Origin of the sequence: Vibrio sp. 10N.247.310.24 (assembly GCF_041467175.1) — a bacterium.
Lineage (GTDB): Bacteria > Pseudomonadota > Gammaproteobacteria > Enterobacterales > Vibrionaceae > Vibrio > Vibrio tasmaniensis_A.
This window is the reverse complement of sequence record NZ_JBFSUD010000024.1, coordinates 1-13,920: the sequence shown is the minus strand read 5'-3', so window position 1 is coordinate 13,920 and position 13,920 is coordinate 1. Positions and strand designations below refer to the sequence as shown.

Genomic DNA, 13,920 nt, shown 5'->3' with positions numbered 1-13,920 from the left:
AGTAAACCAATGAGTGTAACTTTTAATTTATCTAGACGTAAGCGTGTCAAAGTCGATTTTGGAAAAACCAACTTTGGCAACGAGTTAACTTAGTTATTTAGTTAGGAAGAAAGGTTAATCAGCAGACCATACATTCTTGAAATCTGGCCATCCCCAGTTGGTGATGGCTACGTTTTTCAAAATACCTTGGAAACGCACGGTTTGTAGATGGTGGAACATAGGCACTAGCCAATAATCAGAAATCAACGTGGATGCAACGGGCTCCAACTCTGCCAAGTAATTCGGCAGTTCAACCGAGGCTTTATGATGATCTAAGCGCTGTTTGAGCCAATCACTGTTCATCTCACCTAGTGCCGAGTGCAAAACAGGGTCATTCATCAACCACGAGAACAGTGAAGATGGCGCATTGTCGTCTAGGTTCAAGTTACACAGCACCAAGTCTTCTTTTAAATCGCCACTTTGAGAGAGCTGCGCCAGTTCGCGAAAGCTATAAGTATTCACCTCCACTTCCACGCCATATCGCTTGAGTATGTCTGACACGCAGATAGCACATCGATGCAACGCATAATAGTCATAAACCGCAATACTCATCTTTTTCGGCAATTGTGTTTCTTTCGAAGGCGTTCGATACAATTTCTGCCAACTTGGTAGTATATTTTGAGCAAAAGAGACGCTGAACAAACCTTGATTTTGTTCCAATTGAGACAAGATATCTTGTGGATTAGCAAGCCCTGAAACGTACTTGCGTTGTTCGTCGCTTAACGGGTTCGCCGCTGAGTTCTGATTGAAAAGGATAAACAAACACCCATCCTCAACTCGGCTACGAAGGCCATCAGTTTCAGCCGACACCAGCTTCGCGTCGCTTTTTCCGAGTTGATGAAAACAAGACGAGTCTTCATAAGGTGACACCTGCATTTGGCTGTCATCAAAGCGAGCACTGCCCGTCATCGACTCTTCGAATTGCCAAATAGTCACCTCATCCGTTAGAGAGCGGCAACCATAATAGTGTTCAAATGCGGCAAGCTTGATGCGTTCGTTATTGGTCTCAACCACTTTGAAAGGGCCGGTTCCAATCACGGCATGAGACACAGAATTCAATGGCGATGGCTCACGAGTCACTTGCGCAGCAGGTTGAATCGAATACTTAACGCCAGCCAATAAGCCCGCGAAGCCAGTGTCTGCTTTGGTCAATTGGAAGCTGATCCTTAACGGCTGTTCACTGTAAACCAAAGCAACATGGGCTAACTCTGTCTGATAGAAAGGTAGCGGTTGTAAGGCGGTAAACAACGATACGAGCTGCTTGGCGTCAACGGGTTGCCCATCGTGAAAGGTTAGGCCTGGGCGCAAATAGAAAGTCCAAACTAATTTTTCAGCATCATATTCCCAATGGTGCGCCAGTTCAGGCTTCAACTTGCCCTTGCCATTACAAGTGACTAAGCAACTGAACACTTGCCTGATCAAAAATCGTTCGCTACTGCGGTGAATATGATGCGGGAATAGGTCTTCAAACTTACGTTTATAGGTTAATTGAACGTGCAGCAGCCCTTCACGCATCGTCGCGCCAGAGGTTTCTTGGAGGAGAGAGCCAAATATCGCGCGGTCGTTGTCTAAAATTGAGAGTGCTTTTTCGTATTTGCCCTGCTCTATCAGTTTACTAGCAACATGTTGAGTCAATTCTTGATTGCTAAAACGTAAAGTCAGATTAGAACGTTGATTCCTGCCGACTTTTGGCTCCCACACCAACCATTCAGCCTGATGCATCTTGCCTAACAAAGTTCGTGCATGGCGCAAGCTGGTGAACAGCTTGTCTGCCACCTCAGTTAAGGTAACCGAATGTGAGAGGTTAGGCTCAAACGAATCTAGCCTTGTGTAGTAACGCATCATGTTTAGATCAGACAAATAATGAACCTTTTTAGAAACAACCCTTCCTGATTAATCCCATTATAAAACACATCAGCCAAAAAGTAGCGCTAAAAGACAAAAACAGGAACAACTTAGTAAAAAGCCATCTGTTTATTACTTCCTATTAAATAACCATAATTAATGGGTCAACAAGGAACTTTGAGTTCCCACCAAAGCCTAATACAAGAGAAGTAATCATCATGAGAAAATACTATCTTAATAAGCTTAAAAGCACCTGTAGCAAGCTCGAAAGAGAAGCACTACGAACACTTATAGAGCTATGTAACTGGCGTTATTAGTACACTTTTAAGCACCGAGTTAACGCGAGTTGAGTACAACCTAATAGGCTCCTACCCCCAATATGAGTTAGGTCTCAACTCGCTTTTCTATTCAAAACGCCCTCTCAACCTAGTTGTACCAATCGCTCACACATTCGATAAATTTCTGTTGTCGACTCGACAAATTTAATTCGTTTTCTTAGTTAAACGAAAAGCCTTAAGGTTCGCCCCGAAGCAAGCAAAGAGCCTCAGAAAAACTGAAAGCTCAGCTAACAACTCATTTATTTGCAGTTACCAATCAGGTATTAACTAAGGAAACGCCATGCGTATCGCAATTCTTTCTCGCAACGAAAACCTATACTCTACTTCTCGCTTAAAAGCGGCTGGAGAAGCTCGTGGTCACCAGGTCGATGTTATCGACACGCTGCACTGTGATATAGATATCGCGAGTAACAATCCGAAGATTCGCTACATGGGTGAAGAGCTACCTCAATACGATGCTGTTATTCCACGTATTGGCGCTTCCATTACCTTTTACGGCACTGCGGTTGTTCGCCAATTCGAAATGATGGGCACTTTTTGTATCAATGAGTCAGTAGCTATCAGTCGTTCTCGCGACAAACTGCGCTCACTACAACTGTTGTCTCGTAAAGGTATTGGCTTACCAAAAACAGGTTTCGCTAGCCGCCCAGACAAGATTCAAGACTTGATCAAAAACGTAGGTGGCGCGCCACTGGTTATCAAGCTTCTTGAAGGTACTCAAGGCATTGGTGTAGTTCTAGCAGAAACAAACAAAGCAGCTGAAAGCGTTATCGAAGCATTCATGGGCCTAAAAGCGAACATCTTGGTTCAAGAGTTCATTGAAGAAGCTAATGGCGCAGACATCCGTTGTTTTGTTGTGGGTAACAAGGTTATTGCAGCAATGAAACGTCAAGCTGGTGAGGGTGAATTCCGCTCTAACCTGCACCGTGGCGGTACAGCTCAATTGGTTAAACTAACCAAAGAAGAGCGCGCTACAGCGATCAATGCAGCTAAAATCATGGGGTTAAACCTATGTGGTGTCGATATTCTACAATCTAAGAATGGCCCTGTTGTAATGGAAGTGAACTCTTCTCCAGGCCTAGAAGGTATCGAGAAATCAACAGGTAAAGATGTAGCAGACATGATTTTCGAGTTCATTGAAAAAAATGCAAAACCAAACGCTAACCGTACTCGTGGCAAAGGCTGATTAAACGCCGTTTACTCATGATTGGAAAAAACATGAACAATAAAATGATCATAGGGAATACAGAAGCACTTTGCTTACCAGAGTTAGGGATAACTGGACTACATACACGTGTTGATACAGGGGCTCAAACCTCTTCTCTGCACGTAGACAATCTACTATGTGTAAAAACAGACGGTGAAAACTTCGTTGAGTTCGATCTTCACCCAGACGTTTACCACCTAGAAGAGACAGTGCGCTGCAAGGCGAAGCTGAAAACAAGTAAAAGAATCAAATCATCGAACGGCGAAGTTGAACACCGTTGTGTGATTGAAACCATGCTAAAAATTGGCGGTCAGGAATGGCCTATCGATATCACACTAAGCAACCGTCAGGATATGACTTATATGATGCTGCTTGGTCGTCAAGGCATGAGTGACAAAGTGATTGTTGACCCAGCGGGCGAATTTCTAATTTCCCACTAATTGAACTGCTCCACAGCTCAAATAGTGAGTCAACAACGCACACTAATAAAGGCCAGTCTTTGAGACTGGCCTTTATTATTTATGGCGATTCTTTTTATCGTTAAACCCAAATCGCCAAACAGATTTTAGCAAACCTCTGAGTTTAATCTTAGTCACTCGCCAATGTGTTACTGGCCTTCTTGGCGCACTCATCAACAGATGTTCAAACGCTTGCTCACTCAAATTCACTTGTCCCCCATGCGCCACCAGCAAGGTGTCGAGCTGCATGTTATAAATACGGGATACCGACTCTCGATACTTATTGGGATGAAAAATTGGGAAAGGCGGAATCAGCTTCTTTTTGACCTCGACCATTAAATCCGCCACATAGGCGACACTGTGTGATGGGCAATAGACGGAAAGATCTCTGTCGGTATGGCCTGGCGTTTCCAGAACCAACCAGTCATCAAAACCCGGAATGCTGTCTCCATCCGACAGCTTGTAGTCCGGCTTTAACTTTCTTGAATACCATAGATTTGCTTTAGGCCTGCCCAATCGATTCGCCATCCATCGTGCCAACGCCAGATCGGTCAAATGCATCAATATACCATCGATGCCGTGGTACCAGTCTTTGTCTCGATCTGCTGCCACCAAATTACAATTCGTGAGCTTTCTGAGCTTGTGTGCTGCCCCTGCGTGGTCTGGATGCATGTGCGTAACCACAACCGTATGTAGATCAGCAAAATCACGCATAAGCCCTGTTTCGATGAAAGCCTTCAAATGCGGGATGTCGGCTCGACACGCACCATCAAGCAAGAGCAACCTGTCAGGGTACTCTACGAGATACATGTCTTGGATATAGCCTTTGATGGTATGAAGTTGCAAATCCACTCCTTGTGATAAAACAACTGGTCAGACCTATACAATAGCAAACCCACCATCAATTGTGATCATTTTGTTAAAAGCAACAATCTAAAACCGGATAGAGAACTCGAATCAAGATTTCCATTGGTATCCACTCAATTACTCAAATCCAACGTTACTCAAAACCAATGTTACTCAAAACCAATTTAACTCAGAATAATGAGGGCACATTCCAAAGATGACCATCAATTTCATCCGATATTTTTCAGCATTATCGAATGCTCACATCACCGAAAACCTTGCTCAACAAGCCTTGCGCTTTAAGCACTGAGCATCATTTGTCGTGACGACAAAACATGTGATTTGGTGACCTGAGTTATTCGGACTATATATGCGCCTCTAATTTATTGTCTGAGTGCTGTACATGAACCAACTTATCGATGCTCTTTCTACCCAAGGTTACTTTGTTTGGGATGACTTCTTAACTCACGAAGAAGTAGTGGCATTGAGGGATTGCATTCCAGAGAACTGGAAAAAGGCTAGGATCGGCCGTAACGATGATGTAGCACGAGAAGCAACGATTCGTAGTGACAAAATTCAGTGGGTACGCCGTGATATGGGCGAACCCGCATCTCTGTTCCTAGACAAAATGGAACAAATTCGTTTAGAAGCAAACAGAGCGTTCTTTTTGGGTCTGTTCGAGTACGAAGCGCACTTTGCTAAATACGAAAAAGGTGACTTTTACCAGAAGCACTTAGACTGCTTTAAAGGTAATGAAAACCGCCGCCTAACCACTGTGTTCTACATGAATGACGAATGGTCTGAGGAAGACGCAGGGGAGCTCGTGGTTTACGATCTAAAAGACAACCACATTGCGACCATTCCACCAAAGTCAGGCCGCTTATTTGTGTTCTTGTCTGAACAGTTCCCACACGAAGTGTTACCAACCAACACAGAGCGATTCAGTATCGCAGGTTGGTTCCGTATTAACGGCGTGAAAGACAACCAATTAGACATCGCGCACTAAAACTGTATCCACATCGAACCTTATTCTTAGCCTCTCCATCGAGAGGCTTTTTTTTGGTCAGAAAAACGTCTTGAAAGCCAAATACATCAAATCCATCAATAACTTTTCTCTTAAATAAAATCGAAATGAATCTTTCACATCAGTGAAACGCTTTAGCCACGTAAGTGAAATATACCCTGTTCAAGATAGCTTCAAACGATACCCCTACCGTCTCGTTAATACTCAAATTCAATACCTCTACATCGATTTCATCCAAAAGGAAAAGAAGATGAATAAGCTAATTTTGGCAGGCGTTCTTTCTGCGACAGCAGCAATGCCGGCGTTCGCAACGACTCAAGTTACTTGGTGGCACGCAATGGGCGGCCAACTTGGAGAAAACGTCAATAAGATTGCGACTGACTTTAATGCGTCACAAGATGATTACAAGATCACGCCAATCTATAAAGGTTCATACACAGAGACCTTAACAGCGGGTATCGCAGCATATCGAGCTGGCGAAGCTCCTAACATTCTACAAGTCTTCGATGCCGGTGCTGCAACCATCATGAACGCTAAAGGTGTCGCGAAACCGGTACAGGATATTCTGGTTGAATCGGGCTACAACTTTAATTCGAATGATTACCTAGCGGGCGTTCGTAACTTCTATGCCGACAACCAAGGCAAGATGGTTGGTATGCCTTTCAACAGTTCGACGCCGGTTCTTTACTACAACAAAGACCTTCTCGCAGAAGTGGGAGCCGAAGCGCCTAAGACTTATGAAGAACTCGAAGTGGTTGCTAAGAAACTGAAGGCCGAAGGACACATCGCGTTTTCTCAATCTCTGACGCCGTGGATCATGTTTGAAAACTTTAAGTCTCGCCACAATCTACCGGTCGCGGACCAAAACAACGGCTACGATGGCTTGTCCACTAAGATCATGTTCAACACCAAAGACATGATGATGCACGTTAGCAAGATGAAAGAGTGGTCAGATCTAGGTTACTACAAGTATTACGGCAGCGACTGGGACGCGAACCAAACACCTTTCGAGCGCCAAGAAGTGGCGATGTGGATGGGTTCTTCAGGTTCATTCGGTGGTTTACGTAACCGCGTACCTTTTGAGTTAGGCACAACTTACCTTCCATACTGGAAATCAGTTAACCCAGATGCTGGCTTAACCTTCATTGGTGGTGCAGCTCTGTTTGCACTCAATGGCCATGACCAACAACAAGACAAAGGTGTGGCAGCATTCTTTGACTACCTGACTAAGCCTGAAACTCAAGTGTACTGGCACAAAACAACAGGCTATGTACCTGTAACAACCGCTGCATATGAACTAGCGAAAGAGTCTGGTTACTACAAAGAACAGCCAGACGCGGAAGTGGGCGTAAAGCAGCTAAGCCTTAAATCGGGCGAGTGGACTAAAGGCTACCGCCTAGGTTATTACCCGCAGATCCGTGAAGTGATGCACCGTGAGTTCGATAACATCTTCGCAGGCCGCTCTAGTGTCGAGAGCAGCCTAGACAAGGTCGAAGATGAGAGCAGCAAACTACTAAAGCGCTTCGCTCGAACGATGAACTAGATCGGTTAATAACTAGATCGGTTAATAACTAGATCGATCAGTAAACTGGATCGATTAATGAAACGAAACTGTTCACAAGCTTAAGGCTTAACGAATCAGAGCCGTTCATCACTCCTCACTACTTGTCACTGCGTCGCTAAAAAACGCTATGGCAAGGCGTGAGGAGACTCTTCCCTAGCGCCATTTCTTGCTCCAACAATGATAACTCAACGGGATGCATACCTTGATATCGCGCTAGTGGTAACAGCCGCTCATAGTGGCCACTGTAATTATTTTTAGGGATTACCCTGTGGAACGACGTCAACAATTCTTTCACTCTCCGCTGCCTTACCTATTTTTGGCACCTCAGATACTCATCATTGCGGTTTTCTTTATCTACCCAGCGGCAAAGGCGGTTTACCTTTCATTTATGCTGGAAGACCCTTGGGGAACCTCATCGATATTCGTATGGTTTGAGAACTACCAAATGCTATTCGAATCGAGCGAGTACCTGAACTCGATTGGATTTACCTTGATGTTCGCGATTGTGGTCTCTTTCCTTTCGCTTGCCTTAGCTCTGCTGCTCGCGGTGAAAGCTGACAATATCATTCATGGACAAGGCGTATACAAAGTCACACTCACTTGGGTTTATGCGGTCGCACCCGCGATAGCAGGCGTTATCGGCGCTTTCTTGTTTAACCCGCACATTGGTGTATTTACCGAGTTATTTTCCGTTGTGGGTTGGGACTTCAGCTTTCAAACCAATCCTGTTGATGCCACGTTTGCTCTGATTTTGGTGTCCGTGTGGAAACAGGTTTCGGTGAATTTCATCTACTTTCTGGCGGGACTCCAATCAATCTCTTACGCCGTAAAAGAAGCGGCGATGTTGGATTGTGTCAGTGACTCAAAACGTTTCTGGACCATCACTTTCCCACTACTCGCACCTACAGGCTTCTTTCTTCTGGTCATCAACCTCACCTACTCGTTCTTTGAAACCTTTGGCGTGATAGACACCATGACCAATGGCGGCCCAGGTGGCAGCACAACGTCGTTGGTGTACAAGGTCTATCGAGACGGGTTTGTTGGCGCAGATTTAGGCGGCAGCTCTGCTCAGTCAGTTGTGTTGTTGCTACTGGTACTCACTCTTACATTTATCCAGTTTCGCGTTGTAGAAAAGCGTGTTCATTACTAGCCCACGGCAGCTAGGTTTTAACGCGACAGGAGTTATTTATGAAAAGTAATAAGGTCTCTGACCACCTAATTTTAATTGCTGGGATGCTGTTTATGTTGGTCCCTATCTGGCTAATCTTCGCTAGTTCTACGCATAACCCAAACACCATTGTCAGCGAAGGTCTGCAATGGCTACCGGGCGATAACTTTACGGCCATTTATAGCGAAGCTTGGAACAAAAGCATGGGCTTTAGTGGCGAAGTCACCGCCAGTAAAATGATCACCAACTCGATGATCATGGGGCTAGGTTTTGCGATCGGTAAGATCATCATTTCGATGATGGCCGCGTTTGCTTTGGTCTACTTTAGACTCCCTTACGCCACGGCGTGGTTTTGGCTGATCTTCGTGACGCTGTTACTGCCATTAGAGGTTCGTATTATCCCTTCCTATGAAGTTGTCGCTGGGCTTGGTCTTCTTAATAGCTATACAGGGTTGATTCTGCCTTTGATCGCATCAGCCACCGCGACGTTCTTTTTTAGGCAATTCTTTAAAACCATCCCCGATGAATTGTTAGAAGCCGCACAGTTAGATAACGCAGGTCCATTTCGATTCTTTGTCGATATCTTGCTGCCTCTATCTAAAACCATGATCGCCGCGATTTTCATCATCATGTTTGTGGTGGGTTGGAACCAATACTTATGGCCGATCATGATGACCACCGACGAAGGCTACAACACCATCGTGATGGGCATCAAACAAGTACTCAATAATATCAATGAAACCAGTTTACCGCGCTATGACTATGCTTTCGCCATGGTGATTTTAGCCATGTTGCCACCCGTACTAGTGGTGGTTGTATTTCAGCGTTGGTTTGTAAAAGGGCTAGTAGAAAGTGAAAAATAATAACGACACAACTCAAATGAACAATAACCGCATTCAATCACTCGATGAGTATAAGACGACTCACCTGCCTTCTCACCAAGCTATCCACAAAAATACAGAGGACACCCCGATGCCAAAGCTAAAACAAACGTTAGCGCACAACCAAGCCATTCACGATCGTACGCGCAAAGCTCCCATCATGCTGGGTATCAAAAACTTGGTAAAGACGTATGAAAACGGCCATCAAGCCGTCAAAGGAGTCTCGCTTGATATCGATGAGGGTGAGTTCCTTGTTTTGGTGGGTCCTTCTGGTTGTGGCAAGTCTTCTATCCTACGTTCCATTGCGGGTTTGGAAAGCATTTCTGGTGGCGAGATTCACTTAAGTGGTCGTCGTGTTGATACAGAGAAACCAGCCCTGCGTGATATCGCGATGGTCTTCCAGAATTACGCGCTCTACCCGCACATGTCGGTTTACAAAAACCTCGCTTATGGCTTAAAGAACCGAGGTGTTAGTCAGCACCTTATTGAAGATAAAATTGAGAAAGTCGCCAAAACACTCAAAATCGAAGAATACCTAGACCGCAAGCCAGCCAAGCTTTCGGGTGGTCAACGTCAACGTGTTGCTATGGGACGAGCGATCGTTCGCGATCCACAACTTTTTCTGTTTGACGAACCTTTGTCTAACCTAGATGCCTCACTGCGTGCTCACATGAGATTAGAGATCAAAAAACTGCAACGCGAACTTGGCGTGACCAGTGTTTACGTGACTCATGACCAAGTCGAAGCCATGACACTGGCTGATAGAATCGTGGTGCTCAACAAAGGCCAGATAGAGCAAGTCGGGACGCCACGAGAGGTCTACCACCAGCCAGCCAGTACTTTTGTGGCGAGCTTCATTGGCAGCCCAGCGATGAATTTTTTACCAGCAACACTCGATGACGGATACCTTGAGATTGGTGATCAGCAAATGTACTTACCCGAGTACGCCCACGTAAAAAATACAGCCATCACACTTGGTATTCGTCCAGAGCACTCTGAAATTGGTTCAGAATTGATGATGAATACCTTGCCTCTTGAACTGCGTATCAGTGTGGTTGAGCCTTTGGGTCCAAATCAATTGGTTCATGGTCTGGTGAACGAGCAGCCCTTCATTGCAGTAACACCCGAAACGACACTGTGCCAAGCCGTCCCCCTAGGGCTAAGAATCGATAAATCCAACCTGCATATTTTTGACAATCATGGCAAACGCATTCACCCAAATAATTTTACATCACAGGAGCCACACGAAGATACGACAAGCTTAACGACGGCTCTCGCTTAATCGAGTACACTGATATTTAATGCGTTTTTACGGTGCGTCTTTAAGAAGGATTAATTATGTCGTCTATCATCGTAGGTCATCGGGGTGTAGCAGGTACTCACCCAGAAAATACCAAAGCAAGCATTGAACAAGCGGCGAAACTCGGTTTGAAATGGATTGAAGTTGATATTCAGCCCACTCAGGATGATCAACTTGTGGTTTGTCACGACCACACGCTTGAGCGCTGCAGCGATGGCAAGGGTCGTGTCGACGAACATACCCTTGCAGAACTGCGTCAGCTTGACTTTGGCAGTTGGAAGTCGGAGCAGTTCGCGGGTGAGAAAATACTGACGCTGGAAGAGTTGCTCGCGCTTGTTGAGCAGTATGCTCTCAGCGTCAACCTAGAGGTCAAAGTCGATAGCCGACATCAAGCACCTCATGTCGTTGATTTGCTGCACACCGAGTTGATTCATTCAAATCTAGACACCGACAGAGTTTTGCTTTCAAGCTTCAGCCATCAAGTCGTTGCTGAAATGGCTCGTCATTTGCCTAGATACCGTGTCGGTGTGATCACAGAGCAACTGACTCAAGATGATCTTATGCTGATTGATGAGGTTAAAGCGTTCAGCTGTCACATGAACTACGAGCATCTGAAGCAGAGCGATCTTGATACACTTGGTGAAGCAAACATTCAAACATGGTGCTACACCGTCAATGATCCGTCTCGCTTCAAATTTCTCTCAAAAGTAGATGCTGTATTTACTGATTTTCCGAATCAGTTCAATCCTATAAATTGAGCTCGTAAATACCGCAAAAATAGCCCCGATAAACTTTAAATAAACTCCCGGGATGCCTTAAAATTAATTCTCGGGAAACCATTAAATTAAGTAGCAAACACAAGTGAGTAGGAGTACATTCCGCTACTCACTTGGTTTCATCGCTCGCTCTATTTAGACAGCTTCATTGGTTACTTAATTTATGGATCTCATTTTTAGTCCAACCTTCCCAATTTTGGGTGCTATCTTCATTTTTGCCGCTATTGTTCGTGGCTTCTCAGGTTTCGGTTTTACCTTAGTGGCACTGCCATTGAGTGCGTTATTCGTGCCTGTTATCGAACTGGTTCCCGTTTTCATGCTGATCGACCTGTTAGGCAATATCCAATTGCTGCCGAAGGTTAAACATCACGTAAATTGGCGATGGGTTTCAAAGGTATTCATCCCTTGTTTGGCCTTCACGCCCGTCGGCTTGCTGTTACTCAAATCCGTTAGCCAAGACACGATCATCTTGATCATCAGTGCCTTCATTTTTGCGTCAGCAATCATGATCTACAAAGGGTTCCAATACAAAAGCGAACCTAGATTTGCTCCCTATATTCTAGGCAGCCTTGCGGGGATAATGAATGGCGCAGCTTCCATGTCTGGCCCTCCGGTTGGCACGCATGCATTGGCAAGTCCTGTCGCACCACACATTGCCAGAGCAGGCCTGATTGCGTTCTTTGTACTAGCTGATTCCAGCGCCTTTGTTACGGCTTCTATCGCAGGGTTAGTCGATCGTGATGTGGTCTGGCTTACTCTAGCACTCTTACCAAGCAGCATGTTTGGCGGTTATGTGGGTTCTAAACTATTCGAGAGATTTGGTGGAGCGAAGTTTAAGCCAGTCACCATTGCGTTGCTGATCGTAATTGCGATATTCAGTGCAGGTCGAGTCATACTGTAACTGACTTTAGCGGTTAATTTCGGAAGTTGGTTTCACGAATTGACTGCGCTAATTGCCTGCGCGAATAGATTCCGAAAGTGACTAAGAAAATGGGGAACCAATGACTACCATTCGATATGGATAGGGGTACCCATTTTTACAAGTTGGAGAAACTCATCCATATCTTGATTGGTTAATGCGATACAGCCATCCGTCCAATCAAAGCTTTGAATAAAGCTCGGTGAACGGCGCTCACCATTTTTAATACCGTGGATCTTGATGTTCCCTCCAGGGTCGACATCATTTTCTTCAGCCCACTGCATATCCGAAGGTTGCGGGTAGCTGATATGCACCGAGCGGTGAAAATCCGATTCTTCCATCACATAATCGAGCTGGTATTCCCCTTCAGGTGTTCGGTTGTCTCCTTCAAAACGTTTATGCCCTTTCGGTTGTTTCCCTAACGCAATACGAAACTCTTGAATGACCTCATCACCCTTAAGTAGGTACATTCTACGTTTCGATTTATCAACTTTGACTAAAGTAACCACTTGCGACAGAGAGTCTGCCTCAGAAAAGGGACCGGTTAGAGTGTAAGACTGTTGAGAAGAGCTTTGAGGGGGACGTTTAGATGAACCTTGAGACAGCTGGGCAACTTGTTCGCCAGAGTTACTGCTAAGAACATCATCCACAATAATCACATGTTTGGAATTTGAGATCACTGAAGAGGTTGAGTTAGAGGAAGACGTTGAGACACGCTGAGAGTGAGCCGGTTTCGACTCGAATACAATGGTTTCGATTGCCGTCGCGTCAGAAATTATCTTTTCAACCACAACCTTTTCAGCTTGCACACTCGAAGCTACAAACAGTAAACACAGTGATAAAGGCAAAAATAGGCGCACCTTTAGTTCTCCTCAAAGCGCATGGACATGGTTCGTGATTGAGTTTCCATGCCTAACGATTCATAGAAACCCTTAGCTTGCTGATTAAACTCCATCACTTCTAACCTAAGCTCAATAGCACCACTCGCTTGCGCCCACTGATTAAACGACTTCATCAACGCTTTGCCGACGCCTTGGCTCTGAACCTGATCGTTTACCACAATCGTATTCACTCGCGCTATTTTGTGAGACTGAATGAAGCTTACCCCTTTATTCTGCGTTACCTTCCCCACCAAGAAACCAACAACCTGTTGAGCGTCAACCGCAACTAAGAAAGTGCCAACCGGATCAAGCATCAATCCCAACCAATATTCTTCACTATCAGCTAAGCCATGAGAAGCGGGAGCAAATACCATAGGGGCACCAAGATGATGTTGACGATTTATTTGCATAGAGAGCTCTAAGATCGAGCTAATATCAGTTACCTTAGCGTTCCGGATTTGCATATCACTACCTTTTTAAATTCAATAACACCTTAGCAAAAATAGCTTAGCTGTGCACCGTCCTACTCTTTTAACAAAACTTTCGAGCTAGAGCTTGATACCACTAATTACATGACACGATAACGAAGAACAGCTCCCAATTGGGAGCTGTTCTTATAGGCTTTGTTGCGTAATTAAATTTAAAGATAGAACAACCCCGTTTCGCGTATTTCT

13 protein-coding genes are annotated in these 13,920 nt (G+C 45.0%); 9 read left to right on the top strand and 4 right to left on the bottom strand.

Going from position 1 to position 13,920, the window contains the following annotated elements:
• Positions 1-114: 114 nt before the first annotated feature.
• Entirely contained in the window at positions 115-1,899 is a 1,785-nt protein-coding gene (locus AB6E08_RS09820; RefSeq protein ID WP_372063648.1) for an SgrR family transcriptional regulator, read from the bottom strand.
• 603 nt (positions 1,900-2,502) lie between these two features.
• Here AB6E08_RS09820 and rimK point away from each other — a divergent pair.
• Both rimK and AB6E08_RS09810 read left to right on the top strand, forming a co-directional pair.
• Positions 2,503-3,408: a 30S ribosomal protein S6--L-glutamate ligase gene (gene rimK, locus AB6E08_RS09815; RefSeq protein ID WP_012601042.1), complete on the top strand. Its 906-nt coding sequence runs from the start codon at positions 2,503-2,505 to the stop codon at positions 3,406-3,408.
• Positions 3,409-3,440: 32 nt separating this feature from the next.
• A complete protein-coding gene (locus AB6E08_RS09810; protein WP_004733090.1) occupies positions 3,441-3,869 on the top strand; it encodes a RimK/LysX family protein in 429 nt (142 codons plus the stop codon).
• Between the two features lie 75 nt (positions 3,870-3,944).
• Here the strand turns inward: AB6E08_RS09810 and AB6E08_RS09805 are convergent, their stop codons facing one another.
• Positions 3,945-4,733, bottom strand: coding sequence for an MBL fold metallo-hydrolase (locus AB6E08_RS09805; RefSeq protein ID WP_372063645.1), 789 nt, complete (start codon positions 4,731-4,733; stop codon positions 3,945-3,947).
• A 403-nt stretch (positions 4,734-5,136) separates the two neighbouring features.
• On the opposite strand from AB6E08_RS09805, the gene AB6E08_RS09800 reads away from it, so the two are divergent.
• The 7 genes from AB6E08_RS09800 to AB6E08_RS09770 all read left to right on the top strand — a co-directional run bounded on the left by AB6E08_RS09800 (position 5,137) and on the right by AB6E08_RS09770 (position 12,347).
• Positions 5,137-5,739 (top strand): 2OG-Fe(II) oxygenase, encoded by a 603-nt coding sequence (locus AB6E08_RS09800; protein WP_104211075.1) that lies wholly within the window; start codon positions 5,137-5,139, stop codon positions 5,737-5,739.
• Between the two features lie 268 nt (positions 5,740-6,007).
• A complete protein-coding gene (locus AB6E08_RS09795) occupies positions 6,008-7,300 on the top strand; it encodes an extracellular solute-binding protein (protein ID WP_372063643.1) in 1,293 nt (430 codons plus the stop codon).
• Between the two features lie 289 nt (positions 7,301-7,589).
• Positions 7,590-8,471: an ABC transporter permease subunit gene (locus AB6E08_RS09790; RefSeq protein WP_372063641.1), complete on the top strand. Its 882-nt coding sequence runs from the start codon at positions 7,590-7,592 to the stop codon at positions 8,469-8,471.
• Positions 8,472-8,509: 38 nt separating this feature from the next.
• Positions 8,510-9,352 (top strand): sn-glycerol-3-phosphate ABC transporter permease UgpE, encoded by an 843-nt coding sequence (gene ugpE, locus AB6E08_RS09785; protein ID WP_009846304.1) that lies wholly within the window; start codon positions 8,510-8,512, stop codon positions 9,350-9,352.
• Positions 9,342-10,652 (top strand): sn-glycerol-3-phosphate import ATP-binding protein UgpC, encoded by a 1,311-nt coding sequence (locus tag AB6E08_RS09780; protein ID WP_372063638.1) that lies wholly within the window; start codon positions 9,342-9,344, stop codon positions 10,650-10,652. The genes ugpE and AB6E08_RS09780 overlap by 11 nt, the downstream gene beginning before the upstream one ends.
• Before the next feature lie 56 nt (positions 10,653-10,708).
• Complete coding sequence (locus AB6E08_RS09775) at positions 10,709-11,428, top strand: glycerophosphodiester phosphodiesterase family protein (RefSeq protein ID WP_372063636.1); 720 nt, start codon at positions 10,709-10,711, stop codon at positions 11,426-11,428.
• A gap of 181 nt (positions 11,429-11,609) precedes the next feature.
• The gene (locus AB6E08_RS09770) at positions 11,610-12,347 is read left to right on the top strand and encodes a sulfite exporter TauE/SafE family protein (protein ID WP_017101751.1); all 738 of its coding nucleotides are present in this window, start codon (positions 11,610-11,612) and stop codon (positions 12,345-12,347) included.
• A 104-nt stretch (positions 12,348-12,451) separates the two neighbouring features.
• On the opposite strand, the gene AB6E08_RS09765 is transcribed toward AB6E08_RS09770, so the two are convergent.
• Together AB6E08_RS09765 and AB6E08_RS09760 are read right to left on the bottom strand one after the other, a co-directional pair.
• Positions 12,452-13,225, bottom strand: coding sequence for a murein L,D-transpeptidase family protein (locus AB6E08_RS09765; RefSeq protein WP_017101752.1), 774 nt, complete (start codon positions 13,223-13,225; stop codon positions 12,452-12,454).
• 2 nt (positions 13,226-13,227) lie between these two features.
• A complete protein-coding gene (locus AB6E08_RS09760) occupies positions 13,228-13,710 on the bottom strand; it encodes a GNAT family N-acetyltransferase (protein ID WP_017096483.1) in 483 nt (160 codons plus the stop codon).
• Between the last annotated feature and the right edge of the window lie 210 nt (positions 13,711-13,920).

Excerpts from the sequence above, each read along its gene's own strand:
- AB6E08_RS09795 (WP_372063643.1), top strand. The coding sequence starts at position 6,008 with ATGAATAAGCTAATTTTGGCAGGCGTTCTTTCTGCGACAGCAGCAATG.
- AB6E08_RS09775 (WP_372063636.1), top strand. The coding sequence starts at position 10,709 with ATGTCGTCTATCATCGTAGGTCATCGGGGTGTAGCAGGTACTCACCCA.
- ugpE (WP_009846304.1), top strand. The coding sequence starts at position 8,510 with ATGAAAAGTAATAAGGTCTCTGACCACCTAATTTTAATTGCTGGGATG.
- AB6E08_RS09800 (WP_104211075.1), top strand. The coding sequence starts at position 5,137 with ATGAACCAACTTATCGATGCTCTTTCTACCCAAGGTTACTTTGTTTGG.
- AB6E08_RS09810 (WP_004733090.1), top strand. The coding sequence starts at position 3,441 with ATGAACAATAAAATGATCATAGGGAATACAGAAGCACTTTGCTTACCA.
- AB6E08_RS09760 (WP_017096483.1), bottom strand. The coding sequence starts at position 13,710 with ATGCAAATCCGGAACGCTAAGGTAACTGATATTAGCTCGATCTTAGAG.
- rimK (WP_012601042.1), top strand. The coding sequence starts at position 2,503 with ATGCGTATCGCAATTCTTTCTCGCAACGAAAACCTATACTCTACTTCT.
- AB6E08_RS09770 (WP_017101751.1), top strand. The coding sequence starts at position 11,610 with ATGGATCTCATTTTTAGTCCAACCTTCCCAATTTTGGGTGCTATCTTC.